Origin of the sequence: Amantichitinum ursilacus, assembly GCF_001294205.1 — a bacterium.
Taxonomy (GTDB): domain Bacteria; phylum Pseudomonadota; class Gammaproteobacteria; order Burkholderiales; family Chitinibacteraceae; genus Amantichitinum; species Amantichitinum ursilacus.
This window is the reverse complement of the sequence record NZ_LAQT01000008.1, coordinates 24,371-42,938: the sequence shown is the minus strand read 5'-3', so window position 1 is coordinate 42,938 and position 18,568 is coordinate 24,371. Positions and strand designations below refer to the sequence as shown.

14 protein-coding genes are annotated in these 18,568 nt (G+C 62.1%); 8 read left to right on the top strand and 6 right to left on the bottom strand.

Features of this window, described 5'->3' with window-relative positions:
* Positions 1 to 133: 133 nt before the first annotated feature.
* The 3 genes from WG78_RS10235 to WG78_RS10225 form a co-directional block, all read right to left on the bottom strand.
* Entirely contained in the window at positions 134 to 817 is a 684-nt protein-coding gene (locus WG78_RS10235) for a response regulator (protein WP_053937723.1), read from the bottom strand.
* Complete coding sequence (locus WG78_RS10230; RefSeq protein WP_053937722.1) at positions 814 to 1,677, bottom strand: ATP-binding protein; 864 nt, start codon at positions 1,675 to 1,677, stop codon at positions 814 to 816. Before WG78_RS10230 ends, WG78_RS10235 begins: the two co-directional genes overlap by 4 nt.
* Positions 1,678 to 1,782: 105 nt before the next feature.
* Positions 1,783 to 2,433, bottom strand: a complete 651-nt coding sequence (locus WG78_RS10225; RefSeq protein ID WP_053937721.1) for a hypothetical protein — start codon at positions 2,431 to 2,433, stop codon at positions 1,783 to 1,785.
* Between the two features lie 398 nt (positions 2,434 to 2,831).
* Between WG78_RS10225 and WG78_RS10220 the strand changes: the two genes are divergently transcribed.
* The 7 genes from WG78_RS10220 to WG78_RS10190 all read left to right on the top strand — a co-directional run bounded on the left by WG78_RS10220 (position 2,832) and on the right by WG78_RS10190 (position 12,864).
* Entirely contained in the window at positions 2,832 to 3,971 is a 1,140-nt protein-coding gene (locus WG78_RS10220) for an XdhC family protein (protein ID WP_053937720.1), read from the top strand.
* The gene (locus WG78_RS10215) at positions 3,968 to 4,669 is read left to right on the top strand and encodes a nucleotidyltransferase family protein (RefSeq protein ID WP_083458909.1); all 702 of its coding nucleotides are present in this window, start codon (positions 3,968 to 3,970) and stop codon (positions 4,667 to 4,669) included. The genes WG78_RS10220 and WG78_RS10215 overlap by 4 nt, the downstream gene beginning before the upstream one ends.
* Complete coding sequence (paoA, locus tag WG78_RS10210) at positions 4,666 to 5,352, top strand: aldehyde dehydrogenase iron-sulfur subunit PaoA (protein WP_236692016.1); 687 nt, start codon at positions 4,666 to 4,668, stop codon at positions 5,350 to 5,352. The genes WG78_RS10215 and paoA overlap by 4 nt, the downstream gene beginning before the upstream one ends.
* Positions 5,349 to 6,326, top strand: coding sequence for an FAD binding domain-containing protein (locus WG78_RS10205; RefSeq protein ID WP_053937719.1), 978 nt, complete (start codon positions 5,349 to 5,351; stop codon positions 6,324 to 6,326). The genes paoA and WG78_RS10205 overlap by 4 nt, the downstream gene beginning before the upstream one ends.
* A gap of 12 nt (positions 6,327 to 6,338) precedes the next feature.
* Complete coding sequence (locus tag WG78_RS10200; protein ID WP_053937718.1) at positions 6,339 to 8,546, top strand: xanthine dehydrogenase family protein molybdopterin-binding subunit; 2,208 nt, start codon at positions 6,339 to 6,341, stop codon at positions 8,544 to 8,546.
* Between the two features lie 201 nt (positions 8,547 to 8,747).
* On the top strand, positions 8,748 to 10,820 hold the full coding sequence (locus tag WG78_RS10195; protein ID WP_053937717.1) for a PQQ-binding-like beta-propeller repeat protein: 2,073 nt from the start codon (positions 8,748 to 8,750) through the stop codon (positions 10,818 to 10,820).
* Positions 10,821 to 10,869: 49 nt separating this feature from the next.
* Positions 10,870 to 12,864, top strand: a complete 1,995-nt coding sequence (locus WG78_RS10190; RefSeq protein ID WP_161805094.1) for an outer membrane protein assembly factor BamB family protein — start codon at positions 10,870 to 10,872, stop codon at positions 12,862 to 12,864.
* An 83-nt stretch (positions 12,865 to 12,947) separates the two neighbouring features.
* Here the strand turns inward: WG78_RS10190 and WG78_RS10185 are convergent, their stop codons facing one another.
* Together WG78_RS10185 and WG78_RS10180 are read right to left on the bottom strand one after the other, a co-directional pair.
* Entirely contained in the window at positions 12,948 to 13,595 is a 648-nt protein-coding gene (locus WG78_RS10185) for a CoA pyrophosphatase (RefSeq protein ID WP_053937715.1), read from the bottom strand.
* Positions 13,592 to 14,212, bottom strand: coding sequence for a trimeric intracellular cation channel family protein (locus tag WG78_RS10180; protein WP_053937714.1), 621 nt, complete (start codon positions 14,210 to 14,212; stop codon positions 13,592 to 13,594). The genes WG78_RS10185 and WG78_RS10180 overlap by 4 nt, the downstream gene beginning before the upstream one ends.
* 149 nt (positions 14,213 to 14,361) lie before the next feature.
* Here WG78_RS10180 and metG point away from each other — a divergent pair, with 149 nt between their 5' ends.
* Positions 14,362 to 16,404 carry a methionine--tRNA ligase gene (gene metG, locus WG78_RS10175; protein WP_053937713.1) on the top strand — a complete coding sequence of 681 codons (2,043 nt, stop codon included), beginning with the start codon at positions 14,362 to 14,364 and terminating at the stop codon, positions 16,402 to 16,404.
* Positions 16,405 to 16,899: 495 nt separating this feature from the next.
* On the opposite strand, the gene WG78_RS22070 is transcribed toward metG, so the two are convergent.
* Positions 16,900 to 18,426, bottom strand: coding sequence for a sensor histidine kinase (locus WG78_RS22070; RefSeq protein WP_152969145.1), 1,527 nt, complete (start codon positions 18,424 to 18,426; stop codon positions 16,900 to 16,902).
* Positions 18,427 to 18,568: the final 142 nt, after the last annotated feature.

Sequence of the window (18,568 nt, the reverse complement as noted above, 5' to 3'; positions counted from 1 at the left end):
CGCAGTACGCAACGGTATCTCCGACCTGATCACCCGTAGCGCTCCGCGGACTTCACCACAGCATTAAACAGCGCCGGATCTGCGGCTGGGCATTGCGATCTGCCTGCATGGCATGCAAGTTCGAACCCACACTTCAGGCCGGCAAGGCCTCATAGCGATAGCCGCCGCCATACACCGAATGCACATAGCGCATCGACGGCGCGGCCAGCGTCAGCTTTTGCCGGATCTTTTTGATATGACTGTCAATCGTGCGTTCGGTGACGATGCGGCCGTCGTTATACATGCCATCCATCAATTGCGCGCGCGACATCAAAAAGCCGGGGCGTTGCGCCATTTGCCGCAGCAACTGGTATTCGATCAGCGTCAGCGCCGCATCGGCGCCATCAATCCAGACGCGGCAGGCGTTGTCGTCAAACGAGATCTCCGGCGCACGCGCTTCAGCCGGGGCAAAGCTGCGTTGCCGCCGCAGCACAGTGCGTACGCGTGCCGCCACTTCGCGCAGGCTGTAGGGCTTGCCGACAAAATCATCCGCGCCGGTTTCCAGCCCCAGCACGCGGTCGATTTCGCTGCTGCGCCCGCTCAGCATGATGATGGGCAGCGCCGAGCGCGCCCGCACGCGCCGACAGATTTCCATGCCGGGCAAATCCGGCAGGCCCAGGTCCAGCAACATCAAATCGGCCGCATTGCCCGACAGCCATTGCAAGGCATCCGCGCCACGCTCGCGCCAGGTCACGTCAAAGCCATCGGCTTGCAGATAATCGCCCAGCACATGCGCCAGACCCGCTTCGTCCTCCACCAGCAGCACATGGGGCTTCATCCGCGTTCTCCGTCCAGTTGTACAAATTCAAGGGACCAGCACAGCCCACCCAGTTGGCTGGGCGAGGCCTCAAAGCGCGCGTGATGCGCGGCGGCGATGCGGCTGGCGATATCCAGCCCCAGCCCGCTGCCTTGCACGGTGTGATCGCCGCGCCAATGGCGCAGCCGCAGCGCCGACATCTGCTCCGGCGGCACGCCCGGCGCGCTGTCTTCCCAACGGATATGCGGCCAGCCGTGCGCCGAACGCGTCAGCGCTACGCGCAACGTGCCCGGCGCATCGGTGTAGCGCAGCGTGTTTTGCAACAGGTTGTCGAACAGTTGAGCCAGCCGTTGCTCGTCGGCCTGGATCAACACCGCGCCGCGGGTTTCAATCTGCAAATGCAGCGCAATGCCCGCGCCGGCCAGCTGTGTATTGCGATGGCGCAACCAGCGTTGCAACCAGGTATCCAGCGCCAGCGCGCCAAACTGATACACCGCAGCCCCTGTCGCGCTGCTCGTGCACGACGTCAGCCCTTCCAGATCACGCAGCAAGCGCGCCAGCCGGGCCGATTCGACCGCCAGCGCGTCCAGCGTCTGCGCGTCGATGGCGCGCAGGCCACATTGCGCCGCTTCGATTTCGCCGCTGATCACGCTCAACGGCGCGCGGATTTCATGCACCAGATCGGCGATGCCGTCCTGCAACGGTCGCGCAGGCGGTTGCAGCGGCAGCGCGGGTCTCGGAACGCGGCGGCGGGGCATAAACAGAATGCCGCCCGCGCCCAGCATGCAGGCCAGAAACAGCAAGCCCATCCACATCAGGTCGACTGCCCCCGCGTTGATCGGCCAGGTTGCGCCCGCCCAGCCTGGCGCTGCCAGGGCCATACTGACGGCCCCTGCCCCACGATGTATTACAGCCACGATTGCACTCTTTCTTAAAAATTGATGTTCTGATTGTTCGCCGGGCGCGGCGCAGACCCGATCAGCGCGCTAACCCTTGGCCACCCCACCCGCCGCGGCCAATCTGCGATTGCGCCGGCCGGTGCGCGCCATGCGTCGTTCCGCGCCGCGCCATATATAGGCCGCCAGCAACAAACTCAGCGCGCCCGCCAATGCCGCAGCCGCAATGCCCGCCTGATGTTTAGCCAGCGCAAAAGCGCCCGGTCGCGCCATCGCCAGGTTGTCGGCAAAGGCCACGCGCAACGGGGTGCCATCGGTTAGTACAACGTCGACCGCGGCGCAGGCAGGTTCATGCGTGCGCCACGGATCAAGTTCGGGGACCACGGCGTCCAGCGGGCAACTGGCGCTCACGCCCGCGCCTTTTACGCTGTTGCCGCTGGCCACGCGCACCGACACTTCCAGCGCCAGCGTGGCATCGGGGCTGACTTCCAGCGCGCCGTGTTCGCCCAGCGCCACGTCCAGCCCGCCGCCGCTGGCGGCATTGGCCAGCGCTGTGCGCTCCGGCCCCGGCGTGGCGTTAAGAATGCGCACCAGCAAGCCCACGCGTTCCGCCATTTGTTCGTAGCGAAAGTCGGCGGTGTCGCTGCGCAGATCACTCATGCCCGCCCAACACGCCAGAATGCCGCCGCCGATGGCGCCACACGCCAGAATCAGACTGCGGCGCAGCAGTGCACGCAGCATGCACGCGGATGAATGTCGTAATCGCATAAACGCCCCTAAGCTTACTGACCGCGGCGCTTGTCCAGACGCAGGTCTACCGCCTTCGCGTCGGCGTCCGTCGGGCTGCCATCCGGGCTGGATTATGCAAGAACTAATGAGACGCGCCAGGGCGCATGTGTAGCGAACCATGTCAAAACCGGCCACCCTGGCGTGGCCTTACCCAGCGAAACAAACCAGACACATACGCCGCCCTTTTGAAAGCATGGCGTAGGGACAGTGAAATCTTCGTTTGGCCGCGACGGTGCATCCAGGCAAGAACCCTAACGGAATCATTCCTACAGCAAGAGACGTTCGCCGCTTGCAGCGATGTTGCGCGCGCTGCACCAGACTTCAGTTGTTGCAATGCGCGGGGGCCGTTTGTGAATACCGTAAATACGTTGGTGCAGTCGTTGCACGCCACGCTGGCGGAGCATGCCGATGCGGTGTTAGCCACCGTGGTCAAGGTCGAAGATTCGGCGTATCGCCGCCCCGGCGCGCGCATGCTGGTTTGCGCCGATGGGCAACACAGCGGCACCGTCAGCGGGGGCTGTCTGGAAGGCGAAATTGTGCGCAAAGCGTGGTGGCTTACCTCCGGCGGCGCGCCCGTGGTGTGCCGCTATGACACCGGCGCGGGCGAAGACGCCGAATGGACTTTTGGCCTGGGCTGCAATGGCGCGGTGCATATTCTGCTGGAACATATCCGCAAAGATTCGCCGCAATTGCTATGGCTGGAACGCATCGCCCAGCAGCGCCGCCCCGGCGCATGTGCGGTGGTCATCGGCCGCAGCGGCGTGGGCAATGTCGACGTTGGCCAGCGCGTGTTTATTGATCCCGATGGCAGCACGCACGGCGAACTGGCCGAACCATCCTTGACGCAAGCCATCCGCCGCGATCTGACCGAAGCGTTAAAAAACGGCGGCTCGGCCTTGCACCGTTATCCGGTGGGCAATGGCGACGTCGAAGTATTTCTGGAAGTGCTGAAACCGCCCACCGATCTGGTGATCTTTGGCGCGGGCCACGATGCCGTGCCGTTGGCGCAGATGGCCAAAAGCCTGGGCTGGCGCGTGACGATTGCCGACGGCCGCGCCCATTTTGCCCGGCGCGATCGCTACCCGATGGCCGACCAGGTGTGCGTGCTTGATCTGGCCGACGCCCTGCCCGCCACCGGCATCGGCCATGACAGCGTGGCCGTGGTGATGACGCACAGCTACGAACAAGACCAGCGCATCCTGGCGCAATTGCTTGAATTCAAACCGCGCTATATCGGCCAGTTAGGCCCGCGCAGCCGCACCGAACGCATGCTCGGTGAGATCGGCGCGCGAGAAAAAGCCGCCGCATTACAGCAGGCCGGCATTCTGCATTATCCGATTGGCCTTGATCTGGGCGCCGACGCGCCCGAAGAAGTGGCCCTGGCCATCCTGGCCGAAATCAAAGCAACCACCAGCGGCCATCCCGCTGGCAAGTTGAGCCAACGCGGCGGGTCGATCCACCAGGCGCCCGCAGCGGGAGAAAACTCATGAGCGATATCCTGTTAAACCAGCCTGCCAATCGGCAAGGCATTGTGGGCGTGCTGTTAGCGGCCGGGTCATCCAGCCGCTTTGGTACGCCCAAATTGTTGCATCCGCTGGATGACGGCACGCGGCTGGGCGTTAAAAGCGCGCTGAATCTGATCGAAGCCCTGCCGTGGGCGGTGGCGGTGGTATCGCCGCAGCGGCCCTTGCTTAAATCGTTGCTGGAAGCGGCGGGCCTGCAAGTGCTGACCTGCGCCTCGGCCGAACTGGGAATGGGCGAGAGCCTGGCCTACGCCGTGCGCCACACGCCGCATGCAGCGGGCTGGGTGGTGGCGCTGGCCGACATGCCATTTATTCAGCCCAACACCATTAAGCAAGTGATGCGTCGGCTGGCGGGCGGCAGCGCCCTGGCGGTGCCGACCTATGAAGGCCGCCGTGGTCATCCGGTGGGCTTTGCCAGCTATTACTACAACCAGTTGGCCGAGCTAAGCGGAGACGAAGGCGCCCGCGCCATCATCGAGCGCGACGCCACGCCCGCGCAGTTTGTGCCGGTGCGCGATGCCGGCATCCATATCGACATCGACACACTGGACGATCTGGCGCGCCACGACGCCAGCGGCGCGCTGATGCGCAACGGCCTGTGGAAACCCGAACGCACGCTGACCGAACGCAACGCGCGTCAGCATTCCGGAGGTTATGTGCGATGAGCTCTATCACCGATCAGCACCACGAACACGAACAGCACGGCATCAGCCGGCGCTCGATGTTGAAAGCCAGCGCCGCGCTGGTGGCCGGAGGCGTACCCGCCGCGCTGGCGGTCAGCAGCGCCAGCGCGCAGGCCGATGCGGCCGCAGCCAACGCCGCCACGCCCGCCGTACCCGGCCTGGCCACGCATCTCAATATCAATGGCCACCGCTTTGACGCCACGCTGGACCCGCGCACCACCTTGCTGGATGCGCTGCGCGAACACGCGCATCTAACGGGCACCAAAAAAGGCTGTGACCACGGCCAGTGCGGCGCCTGTACGGTGCTGGTCGACGGCCGGCGCATCAACAGCTGTCTGACTTTGGCGGTGATGCACGAAGGCGCGCAGATCACCACCATCGAAGGCCTGGCGCACGACGACCAGCTGCATCCGATGCAACAGGCGTTTCTGCAACACGACGGTTTTCAGTGTGGCTATTGCACCTCGGGCCAGATCTGTTCGGCCGTCGGCATGCTGGCTGAAGTGCGCCAGGGCATGCCCAGCCACGTCAGCGCTGATCTGCAAGCCAAGCCCTTGCTCAGCGAGGCGGAAATCCGCGAGCGCATGGCGGGCAATATCTGTCGCTGCTCGGCGTACCCGAATATCGTGCAGGCGATCCAGCAGGCAGCGGGGCAACGCTCATGATTCCGTTTACTTATGAACGCGCCCAGGACGAAGCCGCCGCCGCGCGTGCCGCCGCCAGCACGCCCAATAGCAAATTCATCGCCGGTGGCACCAATCTGCTGGATTTGATGAAGCTGCAAATCGAAAAGCCGCAGCATTTAATCGACATCACGCATTTGCCGCTCAACCGCATCGAAGCCACGCCCGACGGTGGCGTGCGGATCGGCGCGATGGTGCGCAATGCCGATCTGGCGGCCGACCCGCGCATCCGCAAAGACTACGCGGTGCTAAGCCGCGCTTTGCTGGCGGGTGCGTCGGCGCAGTTGCGCAATATGGCCACCACCGGCGGCAACTTGCTGCAACGCACGCGCTGCTACTACTTTTATACGCCCGGTTTGCCCTGTAACAAGCGCGAACCGGGCAGTGGCTGTTCGGCGCTGCAGGGCTTTAATCGTATGCATGCGATTGTGGGCGCTAGCGAAGCCTGTATTGCCACGCACCCGTCCGATATGGCGGTGGCGATGCGCGTGCTGGATGCGCAAGTCGAAACCATCAATGGCCAGGGCCAGCGCCGCATTATTCCGATTGCCGATTTCCATCGCCTGCCCGGCAACACGCCGCAACAAGACAACACCTTGCAAAGCGGTGAACTGATTACCGCCGTCACCTTGCCGCCGCCGGTTAAAGGCGAACACATCTACCGCAAGGTGCGCGATCGTGCGTCGTATGCATTCGCGCTGGTCTCGGTGGCCGCGATTGTGGAACGCAGCGGTGGCCAGATTCATAGCGCGCGGCTGGCGTTTGGCGGGCTGGCGCATAAGCCCTGGCGCGTTAATGCGGCCGAGCAAGCCTTACGCGATACCCCCGACCGCCCCGCCGCCTACCACCATGCGGCCGATGCCGTGCTGCAAGGCGCAGTGGGCTACGGCCACAATGATTTCAAGATTACGCTGGCGCGCCGCACCCTGAACGCCGTGCTGACACCCACCGCCTGAGGAGGCCGCGTTATGGAAATGTCTAAACCGGCTGGCCACAATGCGCTGGACGATAACCGCCAGGGGTTGATCGGCAAACCACTGGATCGCGTGGACGGCCGCCTTAAAGTCACCGGCCGCGCCACTTATGCCTATGAATACAACGAAGGCGGCCAGGCCAGTTATGCCTATATCGTGCAAAGCACGATCGCCAAGGGTTCGATCATCAGCATCGACAGCGCCGCCGCCGAGCGCGCGCCCGGCGTGCAACTGGTGCTGACCTACAAAAACATGATCGCGCAGGGCCCCAAAACCAAAGAAAGCAGCCCGCAATTACACGACGAGAAGATCACGCATTTTGGCCAACCGGTAGCATTGGTGGTGGCCAGCAGCTTTGAACAAGCGCGCGCAGGCGCGGCATTGGTCAACGTGCGCTATCAACAAGACGCGGGCGAATTCAATCTGAACAAAGCCAAAGTGCACGCCCGCGTGCCGCCGCCCAACCAGCAAGCGCCCGACGCCACCGAAGGCGAATTCGAAGCCGCGTTTGTGGCCGCGCCAGTGCAACTGGACGTCACCTACACCACGCCACATCAGTCGCACGCGATGATGGAACCGCATGCCACGCTGGCTTTGTGGAATGGCGACCATCTGACGCTGTACACCTCCAACCAGATGCTGGCGCAAGCACAAGGCGCGGTGGCAAAAACGCTGCAATTGCAACCGACACAGGTGCGCATCATCAGCCGGTATGTGGGCGGTGGCTTTGGCGCCAAACTGGCCATCCAGGCCGATGCCATCCTTGCCGCCGCGGCCGCAAAAAAGCTGGGCCGACCGGTCAAGCTGGCGCTGGCGCGGCCGCAGGTTTTTCATGTGACCACGCACCGCACCGCCACCGAACAACGCATCCGCCTCGGCACCGACAAAGACGGCCATATCCAGGCCATCGCGCATGAAAGCTGGTCCGGCAATACTGCGGGCGAAGACTTTTACGAATCGGCCGCCGACCAGACGCGGTCTTTGTACGCCGGGGCCAATCGCAAGATTGCGCATCGGCTGAGCACGCTGGATTTGCCAGTGGCGTCGTCAATGCGCGCGCCGGGCGAAGCCGTGGGTTTGCTGGCCATCGAATGCGCGATGGACGAGCTGGCCGAAAAGCTCAATCTCGACCCGATCGAACTGCGTAAACGCAACGAGCCCTCACAAGATCCGACCAAACACGTGCCCTACTCCACGCGCCAATTGGTGCCGTGCATGGAAGAAGGCGCGCGCCGCTTTGGCTGGAATAAACGCAACCCCAAACCCGGCCAGGTGCGCGACGGCCGCTGGTTGATCGGCCACGGCATGGCCGCCGCCAGCCGCGGCAATTTCTTGCGCCCGTCCAAGGCGTCAGCGCGGCTGGACGGCGACGGCATCCTGACCGTGCGCATGGGCATGACTGATATCGGCACCGGCAGCTACACCATCTTTACCCAGATCGCCGCCGAAATGCTGGGCCTGCCCCCGCAACGGGTACGCATGCTGCTGGGCGACACCGAGTTCCCCGCTGCGGCGGGTTCGGGCGGATCGTTTGGCGCGGCCAGTGCGGGTTCGGGCCTGTACGACGCCTGCATGGCCTTGCGCGGCAAACTGGCCAGCGCCGCTGGCTTCAACGCCGACAGCGCCCTCTTTGCCAACGGCCAGATCAGCGATGGCGGCCAGAGCAAACCCCTGGTCGAGCTGGTCGGCGCGGGGCTGGAGGCCGAAGGCGAAATCAAACCGGGCGCGACGCTGAAGCAATTCTCGCAACAAGCCTACGGCGCGCACTTTGTTGAAGTGGGCGTGGACATGGACACCGGCGAAGTGCGCATCCGCCGCATGCTGGGCGTGTTTGCCGCTGGCCGCATCCTTAACGAGAAAACCGCACGCTCGCAGGCCTTGGGCGGCATGACCTTTGGCATCGGCGCGGCACTCACCGAAGAACTGGTGGTGGACGAGCAACTGGGCCTGTTCGCCAACCACGATCTGGCCGAATACCACGTCGCCACCAACGCCGATGTGCCCGCGCTGGAAGTGGTGTTTTTGCCCGAGGTGGATGACAAGGCCAATCCGCTCAAGATTAAAGGCATCGGCGAACTCGGCATCTGCGGCGCGGGCGCGGCCGTAGCCAATGCCATCTATAACGCGTGCGGCGTGCGGGTGCGTGATTACCCGATGACGCTGGATAAGTTGTTGGGTGGCTTGCCCGCGCAGGCGGCGTGATCAAAGCCTCGGCCATCAAAGAGTCTGAACAACGCCCCGCATGCCGGGGCGTTTGCTTGTCCGGCCGCCCCCGGCCCGCTTTCGCCACTCACGATACAAAAAGACACACTCAGGTACGTCAGGCTTACCTTGACTGACAGATGTCATTAGCATTCCGTCCCAACGATTTAATAACAACGATTTTTCCGGGACGGACATCAGGTGAAGAATATCAAATGGGCACGCGCGTGCGGCGCGCTGGGGCTGGCTACGCTGTTGGTGGCGTGCGGCGGTGGGGGCGGTGGTGATGGCAGTAGCAGCGCCAACAAGGGTGGCGCTGGCACCGCGGCCACGCCCACGGGCGCACCCACGCCAACACCTGCGGCAACCCCAACGCCCGCCCCGGCCGCCAACGTTAAATTTGCGCTGCAATTTGATCAGCAGCAGATTTCGGTCAATGCCGAAGAAGACGTCAGTGTGCCCATCGTGCTGACCGGCACGCTCAACACACCCGTCGCTGACGATGCTCAAGTGCAGATTACGGACAGCAACACCGCGCTGATCCACTTCCGCGATCCCCCTCTGTTTACCCTTTCGGCCGACGGCAAAACATTTACGTTGCGACTACTGGTCGACAACGATCTGGTCACCAACCAGTATCAGGGCAACCTGGCCATCAACGTGTGCGCCAATACCAACTGCAGCAGCATGGCGGGCACACAGGCGGTGACCGTGCCCTATGCGCTGAACCTCACCCCCGTCAAACCGTCCGCCGGCACACTCAGCGCCGATATCAACCAGTTGCACGCCAGTTATGCTGCGGGTGTCGCGGTGCCGCAGACGGTCCATCTACGCTTTTCGCAAGCGCTGACTGACCACCACAAAATCCGGCTGACCAGCCCCAACAATCACTGGCTGAACCCGGTGTTCACCCAGGTGCTGGTGGATACCGACCGCATGGGCGCGACCGCAACGGTGATGTTCGACCCCAACTTGCTACCGAACAGCTATAGCGGCGTGTTGCAAATCGATGTGTGTATGGATCTGTTCTGCGCCCGGGTGGATAACGCGGCCAGGCTTGATCTGCCCTACCAGATCGACGTGGGCGCGCGGGTGGCGCCAGCGGCGCTGACTGCTTTGCCGGGCGCGGCCGACTGGTCCGCGACATTTGGCTCTGCGACGCATGCCAGCTTTGTGCCGGTCACGCTCGATCCGGCCCGCTTTGCCCCGCGCTGGATGTGGCAAACGCGCACGGGCGAATCCCTCACCCCACAAAACGCCGTGGTCACCGCGCAGAACACAGCTTGGGTGGCGGCGACGCAAACCATCGTGGCGCTGTCTGAATACGACGGTAGCGAAACTGCCCATCGCTGGACGGGCAGCCAGGTCAGTGGGCTGGCGACGCACAACGGCGCGGCTTATGGCGCGCCCACGCTGGGCAACAACCAGGGCACCTGGGCAGCCTATGACGCAAGCGGTAATCTGCTTGCCGGCAGCAACGCGCTGACGTGGGCGCGTAACCCGTCCACCACCGCCTTCAATCCGCAGTCCCCGGTGTTTTACGACCAGACCCTGTATGTGCCCGCCGGCCACGCAGGCGGTGTACGCGCCATCGACCCGACCAGTAACAGCGTCCTGTTCGACGCCGCGTTGACTGGCCAGACCACGTCGTGGAGCCCGGCGGTTGATGCGCAATATGTGTATCAACTGAATGGCATGTTCAGTTTCACGACGGAGGGCATGGATTTGCAGACGCTGGACCGGCGCAGCGGCGCGCTGGTGCGAGCGCTGCATCTCCCGAGCGCGCTGCAGTTGGGCAATACCGAAGACCACACCGTAATCGCCAGCGACCGCTCGTTGTTGGTAACAGGCAGTTCGCTCGCGGTGATCGATAAAGCCAGCAACAGTGTGCGTTGGTCGTTGTATATGCCCAGCTTGCTCGCCGATCAGCCCGCACCCGCCGTGGGCAATGGTGTGGTGTTCGTCGCGCGCAGCACGCCGTATCGCCTGGAAGCGCGCGATGAAATGACGGGCGCCATGTTATGGAGCTGGCAGCCGCCGCGCCCGTACGGCCGCTTTAGCGGCAACCTGATCGTCACCAACAACCTGGTGTTTGTGGGCACCGACAGCGGTACCTACACCATCAGCCAGACCACACATCTGCCGGTCTGGTCCACCCCGCTGCAGGGCATGTTGTCGCTGTCCGCCAACGGCACCTTGTATATCACCACCGGCGTGGGCTACGCCGACACGCCCAATCAGGTGGCCACGGTCGCGGCCTTCAATCTGCATTGATCGAAGGCGCTGACAGGACTCGAACAAAAACATGAATCTGGAATACACAATGAACAGCAAACTGGCGCGGCTGGCCGCGACGACAATTCTTGCGGCAAGCCTGGCGGCGTGCGGCGGTGGAGGTGGCGGCAACGACACGGGCTCTGGCGCAGCACCCGGCACCGGCGTCGTCGACCCCAATGCCAAAGCGGCGCTGACTACCGATGACGCCGCGCTCAATGGCGACGCCATCTCGGGCGTCACACCGGCACTGAGCCTGAACGGCAAAATCGTCAACTCGTCCAGCCACGCCATCAGGCTGGAAGAACTGGATAACAATCAGCTGTTTGGCGCGACGCGGTTTAGCGTCAAATCCGACGGCACGTTCAGCGCCACGCTGCCGTTGCAGACCGTACCTGCCGGTGACTACAGCGGCTCGGTGCGATTACATCTGTGCGCGGTGGAGGATTGTTCACAAGACGTGACGGGAGTCAGCGCGACGCTGCCTTATACAGTGCATGTGGCGCCGAGCGTGCCCGCCAATGGCGTCAGCGTATTAAGCAGCGCCACGCAGAGCCTCAGTTTTGAGTTTTTGCCTGCCACAGCAGGGAGCCTGGAATTTGACGTCAGCAGCGGCATTACCCTGCCCACCGAAGCCTGGCTGCAAGTGTTCAGCACGGCACCCACGGTGGCCGGACGTATCACGCTGGCGGCCGACCGCCGCACGAGCCATGTCAGCGTGCAGATTCCCGCCGATCTGGGCTCACTCAACCCGCTGCAGGGCAAACTCAATATCGCAGTTTGCCTCGACGGCGGCTGCACCCGGCACTACGGGCCCGATCTGGAAATCCCGTGGCGCGCGACTGCACATCCGACGTTGTCCGCGCTCAGGCCACTGGCGGGTACGCCTGACTGGGACAACACCAATGGCAACGCGCAGCACACCGGCTACGTGCCGGTGACGCTCGATCCAGCAGCCTTTTCCACTCGCTGGCTGTGGCAAAACGACATCGGCGGCAACGTCACCGATAGCGGCGTGGTAACAGGCAATGGCGCCGTGTATTTGCGATATAACCAATACCTGGTGGCGCTGTCGGAAGAGCGTGGTGCGACGTTGTGGAGCGTCACCGATGACAAGACCATGACGGGCGTGTCGGCGGCGGCGTATCAAAATGGCCGGCTGTTTTATACCCGCAGCCAGTTGATCGGCGCCATCGCGCAAGTCCGCGCGCTGGATAGCGCAACGGGCCAACCCGTGTGGCAAACCCAGGACTCCGGCGATACCGATAGCGACGCGCCGGTTGTGGATGGCAGTGGTTTGTATGCCAACGTGGGCTCGTTCACCCGGCCCTACAACCTGCAGACCGGCGCCGCGGGCTTCACTTGGGGCGGTAACGAGGCATGGGGTAATGTGGCCGCCGATGCGCAGAATGTTTATATCTGGGGCGATTACGCACCGCCAGGCATCGCCAACAACGCGCGCGATAACGTGGGGATCTTGAACATTGCCAATAAAAACTCCGCGGCCACGCCTCGCAGCTACGCCATCCACAACCTGACCGCTGCGGCGTCGACGCAAGGCATCCCGCCGGTGGTGGGCAGTTTGCAAGAGGTGCTGATGGCCACCTCGGCGCCTGCGGATGGAGTGAACTACCGCAGCAACGATCTACTCAGCATCAATACGCAAACCGGCAACGTGAACTGGCGACATCTGTGCCGTTGCACGGGCGCGCCTGCCGTGGCGCAGGGTCTGGTCTATCTGGCCGATGGCGAACGCGGCACGCTGGATGTGCTGGACGAAGCCACCGGCACGCTGGTGTGGTCAGCCCCCATTGGCAGCGCGGTCGGCAGCCCGCTGGTGACCAACAATCTCGTGTTCGTCAGCAGCAAAACCACCACTTACGCGTTTGATCTACAAAGCCATCAGCAGGTATGGAGCGCGCTGTATGCCGGCAAGCTGTCGATGTCGGCCAACGGCATACTTTATATCTACAAGCCGACGTGGACAGACTCCACGCTGCAGAACGGGGCACGCGCCACGCTGGCGGCCTTCAACCTGCATTGATCGACACCTTGTGCGCAAACAACAACGCCCCGCATGCCGGGGCGTTGTTGTATCGGGCGCAACCACCCAAACCGCAGCGTTGACTAGCTAACCGTCTGATCCTGCGGCTCCCCGCCCACGCCCAGTGCGCGCGCCAGCAGCATCAGCATGCCCGCCGTCGCACCCCACACCACCACGCCTTCGCTTTCGACAAACAAAGTGCGGCCGCGCACGCCGCGACGTTCTATCCAGCGGCGTTGAAACCGCGTCGGGTCGAGTAGCGTCTGGGCGGGTAGTTCAAAGATTTCGGCGACTTCGGACGGCGCGGCGGCCAGCGCGGCGCCGGGGGTGATGACCGCGACAATCGGCGTAATCACAAAGCCGGTGACGGTGTGATAAACGCCCAACTGGCCCACCACCTGCACGCTATCAGGCGGCAGCGCAATTTCTTCCCATGATTCGCGGATGGCGGCGGCGGTGGCGTCGGCGTCTTCCGGGTCGATGCGCCCGCCCGGAAAACTGATCTGGCCTGCGTGATTGGACAGCGCGTGCGAGCGCTCGGTCAGGATGATGCGGGTGCCATCGGGGTACGGCACCAGTGCAATCAGCACCGCGGCGGGGCGTTGGCCGTGGTGGTCCGACATATCACCCGCCGGTTGTTGTTGCGCCTGCGCCAGCCTTTGCTTTAACCAGTTTTTCCAGCCAGCGATATCGCCCGTTGCGGGCCATTGCACAGGCGCACGTGAGTTCATTCTTCTACCCTGGGTAAACGGAATTCGCGCGTGTGCGCGATCAATCTTAATAACAGCCCCACCACCAGTAACGCCCAACCCACGCCTTCGCCGACCACGCCTGCAGTACGCGCGCCGTACAGCGCCACGGCCACGATCAGCGCCACGGTGCCGTAAAAATCTTCATGCAGGATAAACGGCACTTCGTTCACCATCATGTCGCGCACCAGGCCGCCGCCGACGGCCGTGACAAAGCCAAGAAACGCCACGCCAAACAGGTTGAGATGCGCGTCGATGCCCACTTGCGCACCGGCCAGGCTAAACGCCACCAGCCCGATCGAATCGGCGACGATAAACAATCGATTAAGCACGCCGGTATTACGCGTCTGCAATTTAAGCAATAACGACGCCAGCAACGCGGTGCTGATCAAAAAGATGGGCGTGGCATCCAGAAACACGCGTGGCGTACGGCTAAGCAGCACGTCGCGGATAATGCCGCCGCCAATGGCGGTGAGCAGCGCCACGATGACGATACCCAGCAGATCAAGCCGCTTGCGCACGCCCACCAGATAGCCCGCGACCGTAAAGGCGACGGTGCCGATGTTATAGATCCAGTCAAAGTGCAGAAGCGTTTGCATGTTGTTTTATATAGGCCAGAACCGGGCAAAGCCGGGGATTGCGGTTAGTAAAATCGGGGGGCAATGGCGCGCGGCCAGGCCGTAAAACGCGGGGATGGGCATGTGCGGTATAATCCGCAGTTCTGATCACCCTACGGATCCCCGCCCCCATGAAGCGCAAGATACTCGTAACCTCCGCCCTGCCTTATGCCAACGGTGCCATCCACCTTGGCCATATGGTGGAGCATATCCAGACCGACATCTGGGTGCGCTTTCAGAAGATGCGGGGCCATGAATGCCACAGCGTGTGTGCGGATGATACCCATGGCACGCCCATCATGCTGCGTGCCGAGAAAGAAGGCATTACGCCCGAGCAACTGATTGCTGGCGTGGCCAAAGAGCATGTGCGCGATTTCGAAGGCTTTTACGTTAATTACGACAATTACGGCAGCACGCATTCGGAAGAAAACCGCGAGTTTTCTTATCGCATTTATAACGCGCTGAAAGCCAACGGCAAGATCGCCAATCGCACGATCAGCCAATTGTATGATCCGCAAAAAAACATGTTTTTGCCGGATCGCTTTGTGAAAGGCGAATGCCCCAAGTGTCATTCCAAAGACCAATATGGCGATAATTGCGAAGTCTGTGGCACCACCTATTCGCCTACCGATTTGATCAACCCGTATTCAGCGGTTTCTGGTGCGACGCCGGAATTGCGTGATTCGGAACATTATTTTTTCAAGCTGGGCGATTGCGAAGCGTTTTTGCGCGGCTGGACCACCGGCACCGCCACAGTCAATGGCGGCGAGCGTCCGCGTTTGCAGGAAGGCGCGGCCAACAAGCTGAATGAATGGTTTGAAGCGGGCCTGAATGATTGGGATATCAGCCGCGATGCGCCCTATTTCGGCTTTGAAATCCCCGATGCACCGGGCAAATATTTTTATGTCTGGCTGGACGCGCCGGTGGGCTATATGGCCAGCCACAAGCAATTGTGCCAACGCCTGGGCCTGGATTTTGACAGCTACTGGAACAAGGATAGCAACGCCGAGCTGTATCACCATATCGGCAAGGATATTCTGTATTTCCACGCGCTGTTCTGGCCGGCGATGCTGGAATATGCTGGTTATCGCACCCCGACCGGCATCAATGCGCATGGTTTTTTAACCGTGGATGGCCAGAAGATGTCCAAGAGTCGCGGTACGTTTATTACCGCTGAATCTTATCTGCGCCATTTGAACCCGGAATGGCTGCGTTATTACTTTGCCGCCAAGCTCAATAGCGCCATTGAAGATCTGGATTTGAATCTGGATGACTTTGTGGCGCGCGTTAATAGCGATCTGATTGGCAAATACGTCAATATCGCCAGCCGTGCCGCCGGTTTTATCAGCAAGCGCTTTAACAATACGCTGGCGGCTGATCTGGGCGACGCAGGCCCTCTGGCCGAATTGCAGAATGCGGCTGAAGGCATTGCCGCGCAGTGGGAAAACCGCGAATACAGCCGCGCCGTGCGCGACATCATGGCGTTGACCGATCTGGTTAACCAGTACGTGGATGCACACAAGCCGTGGGAAATCGCCAAGCAGGAAGGCCAGGACGCCGAGCTGCAACGCGTGTGCTCGGTATTGATTAACGCCTTCCGCATTCTGACGATTTATCTGAAGCCGGTGCTGCCGAAACTGGCGGCCGATGTGGAGGCTTTCCTCAACGTGGGCCCGCTGACCTGGCAAGACGCCGGCACGCTGCTGACCCGCCATTCCATCAACACCTACCAGCATCTGATGACGCGCGTAGACGGTAAGAATATCGAAGCCATGATCGAAGAAAACAAACAAAGCCTGGCCCCGGTGGCCGAAGTGGCCAAGCCCGATTACGAGATTCCCGAAATCGAGCCGACCATCAGCATTGATGACTTTATGAAGATCGACTTGCGCGTGGCGAAGATTGTCGATGCCAAACATGTGGAAGGCGCAGAGAAGTTGCTGCAACTGACGCTGGATATCGGCACCGAAACGCGCAATGTGTTTGCGGGCATCAAATCGGCGTACAAACCGGAAGACCTGATCGGCCGTCATACCGTGATGGTGGCCAACCTGGCGCCGCGCAAGATGAAGTTCGGCATGTCGGAAGGCATGGTGCTGGCGGCAGGCGGCGATGGCGGCTTGTATGTGCTGACGCCGGACCTGGGCGCCAAGCCGGGCATGCGGGTGAAATAAGCCAACGTATTGCTTAACCAGAAAGCCGCGCCTTTGAAGGCGCGGCTTTTTTTCGACGCGTAGGGTGCGTTACCCCCGGGTTTTTGGGGGCAACGCACATTGGGGGCCAACGGCCCCGGCCCCATGCGGGGCCATCCGGCATCCACGGCATAACCGAAAAGTGCGTTGCCCTCCGGGTGATGGCACCGCATAGAGTGGGACTCGGCATGCCCGTCAAGACCCACCCATCAAAGTGTTGTACCAGCAAGCGACCGGTTGCGCGCTTCTTGGCGGCTTTGGGTGGTGGGTCACGACCCACCCTATGGGTTTATGCAACGGTGAGGGGTAAGCGCAGCGTGAATGTAGTGCCCTGCCCCAGCGTGCTTTGCACGTCGATGACGCCGCCCAAGGCATAGGGTGGGTCAAGACCCACCGTTCAAAGTGTTGTGCCAGCACGCGACCAGTTGCGCGCTTCTTCGCGGCTTTGGGTGGTGGGTCACGACCCACCCTATGGGTTTATGCAACGGTGAGGGGCAAGCGCAGCGTGAATGTAGTGCCCTGCCCCAGCGTACTTTGCACGTCGATGACGCCGCCCAGCGTTTGCGTAACCAGGTTGTACACCACGTTCAGCCCCAGCCCGCTGCCGCCACTGCCGCGGCGCGTGGTGTAGAACGGATCGAAAATTCGCCCCAGATGTTCGGGCGCGATACCTTTGCCGTTGTCGCGGAACTGCAGCACCGCGTGGTCCGGGCCGTCGGCGGTGACGTTGATCGTAATCAGTCCCGCCGCGCCTTCATCAAACGCGTGCGTCAGCGCGTTGGTCACAAAGTTGGTAAACACCTGCGACAGCGCGCCCGGGTAGCCATCCATGCGGATATGTTCCGGGCATTCCAGTTGCACCTCGATGGCGGTGCGCTTCAACTTGGGGCTCAGGCTGGTGATCACTTCGTGCAGGTATTCGCACAAGCCAAACGCACGGCGCGCCTCGGAGGTCTGGTCGACCGCCACTTGTTTAAAGCTGTGGATCAGCTCGGCCGCGCGGCCCGCATTGGACAAGATCAATTGCGCGGATTGCCCGGCGGTTTCGGTGTAACGCAGCAGATCGGATTTGCGCACGCTGCCGCTTTCGACATTGGCGTTAAAGGTGGCGGTCTCCTCAGCCAGCACCGAGGCACTGGTCAGAATCACGCCCACCGGGGTGTTGATTTCATGCGCCACCCCCGCCACCAGGCCGCCCAGTGACGCCATCTTTTCCGCCTGCACCAAGCTGGCTTGCGTGTCTTTGAGCACGCGATAGGCTTCGTCGGTCCGTTCTTTGGCCTGGCGGATGGCGATTTCGGCGGCCTTGCGCTCTTCCAGTTCAGTCAGCAAACGGCGTGCGATGCGTTCGACGCCATCAGCCACCTGGCCCACCTCGTCATCGCGGCGACCGGGCAAACGCAGATCATTCAGCGAAAACGCGGGGGTATCGGCCGCGCGGTTAAGCGCGTTGCGCAGCGCCGATAACGGTCGCAGCAGCACGCGGCTGTAGCTGGTCATCAGCGCCAGCACCATGATGGTATCGAGCACCAGAATTTCGATCAGCTTGGTCACAATCAGTCGGTTAAGCCGGTCGGTAATACGCTGGCGGGTGAGCACCACGTGCACTTTGCCGATCGGGTGATCGCCATCGTTGCTGTGATAGTTAAGGCTAAAGTCGCGGCTGATGCCGTCGTTGTCGTCGGGCAGGCCGTGATCCACCACCAGACTGCCGTCGCGGCGACGTACTGCCTGCAAGCCTTCGGTGGTTTGCACGCCCACATAGGCCAGATCGGTGGATTGCATTTCGGCGTCGAGCACGCGCTGCAATTGCGCTTCGTCAAAATTCCACAAGATGCCAGGCAGCACGGTCTGCAGCCGGCTCTGCAGCGACTGCGCCATCAGGCCGAACTGCAATTCGGCGTTATCGCGGCTCTGGAACCACGACACGATGCCGGAGATGCTGAGCACCGTGGTGACGATGGCCAGCACCAGCAAGTTAAGACGAGACCGAATGCTGTGCACGTGTGCGTCCCGTAGAAAGGTCGCTCTATCCTAGCCCAAAGCCGTTGCCGATATGCCGTGCGCATAGCAGGTGTCGCGCCATGCATACGCCTGCAATGCACAACGGGCGGAATGCTATCCGCCCGTGGGGTGTTGTCAGCGC

Coding starts and splice junctions, on each gene's coding strand:
- WG78_RS10235 (WP_053937723.1), bottom strand. CDS start 817: ATGAAGCCCCATGTGCTGCTGGTGGAGGACGAAGCGGGTCTGGCGCAT.
- WG78_RS10230 (WP_053937722.1), bottom strand. CDS start 1,677: ATGGCCCTGGCAGCGCCAGGCTGGGCGGGCGCAACCTGGCCGATCAAC.
- WG78_RS10225 (WP_053937721.1), bottom strand. CDS start 2,433: ATGCTGCGTGCACTGCTGCGCCGCAGTCTGATTCTGGCGTGTGGCGCC.
- WG78_RS10215 (WP_083458909.1), top strand. CDS start 3,968: ATGAGCGATATCCTGTTAAACCAGCCTGCCAATCGGCAAGGCATTGTG.
- paoA (WP_236692016.1), top strand. CDS start 4,666: ATGAGCTCTATCACCGATCAGCACCACGAACACGAACAGCACGGCATC.
- WG78_RS10205 (WP_053937719.1), top strand. CDS start 5,349: ATGATTCCGTTTACTTATGAACGCGCCCAGGACGAAGCCGCCGCCGCG.
- WG78_RS10200 (WP_053937718.1), top strand. CDS start 6,339: ATGGAAATGTCTAAACCGGCTGGCCACAATGCGCTGGACGATAACCGC.
- WG78_RS10190 (WP_161805094.1), top strand. CDS start 10,870: ATGAACAGCAAACTGGCGCGGCTGGCCGCGACGACAATTCTTGCGGCA.
- WG78_RS10185 (WP_053937715.1), bottom strand. CDS start 13,595: ATGAACTCACGTGCGCCTGTGCAATGGCCCGCAACGGGCGATATCGCT.
- WG78_RS10180 (WP_053937714.1), bottom strand. CDS start 14,212: ATGCAAACGCTTCTGCACTTTGACTGGATCTATAACATCGGCACCGTC.
- metG (WP_053937713.1), top strand. CDS start 14,362: ATGAAGCGCAAGATACTCGTAACCTCCGCCCTGCCTTATGCCAACGGT.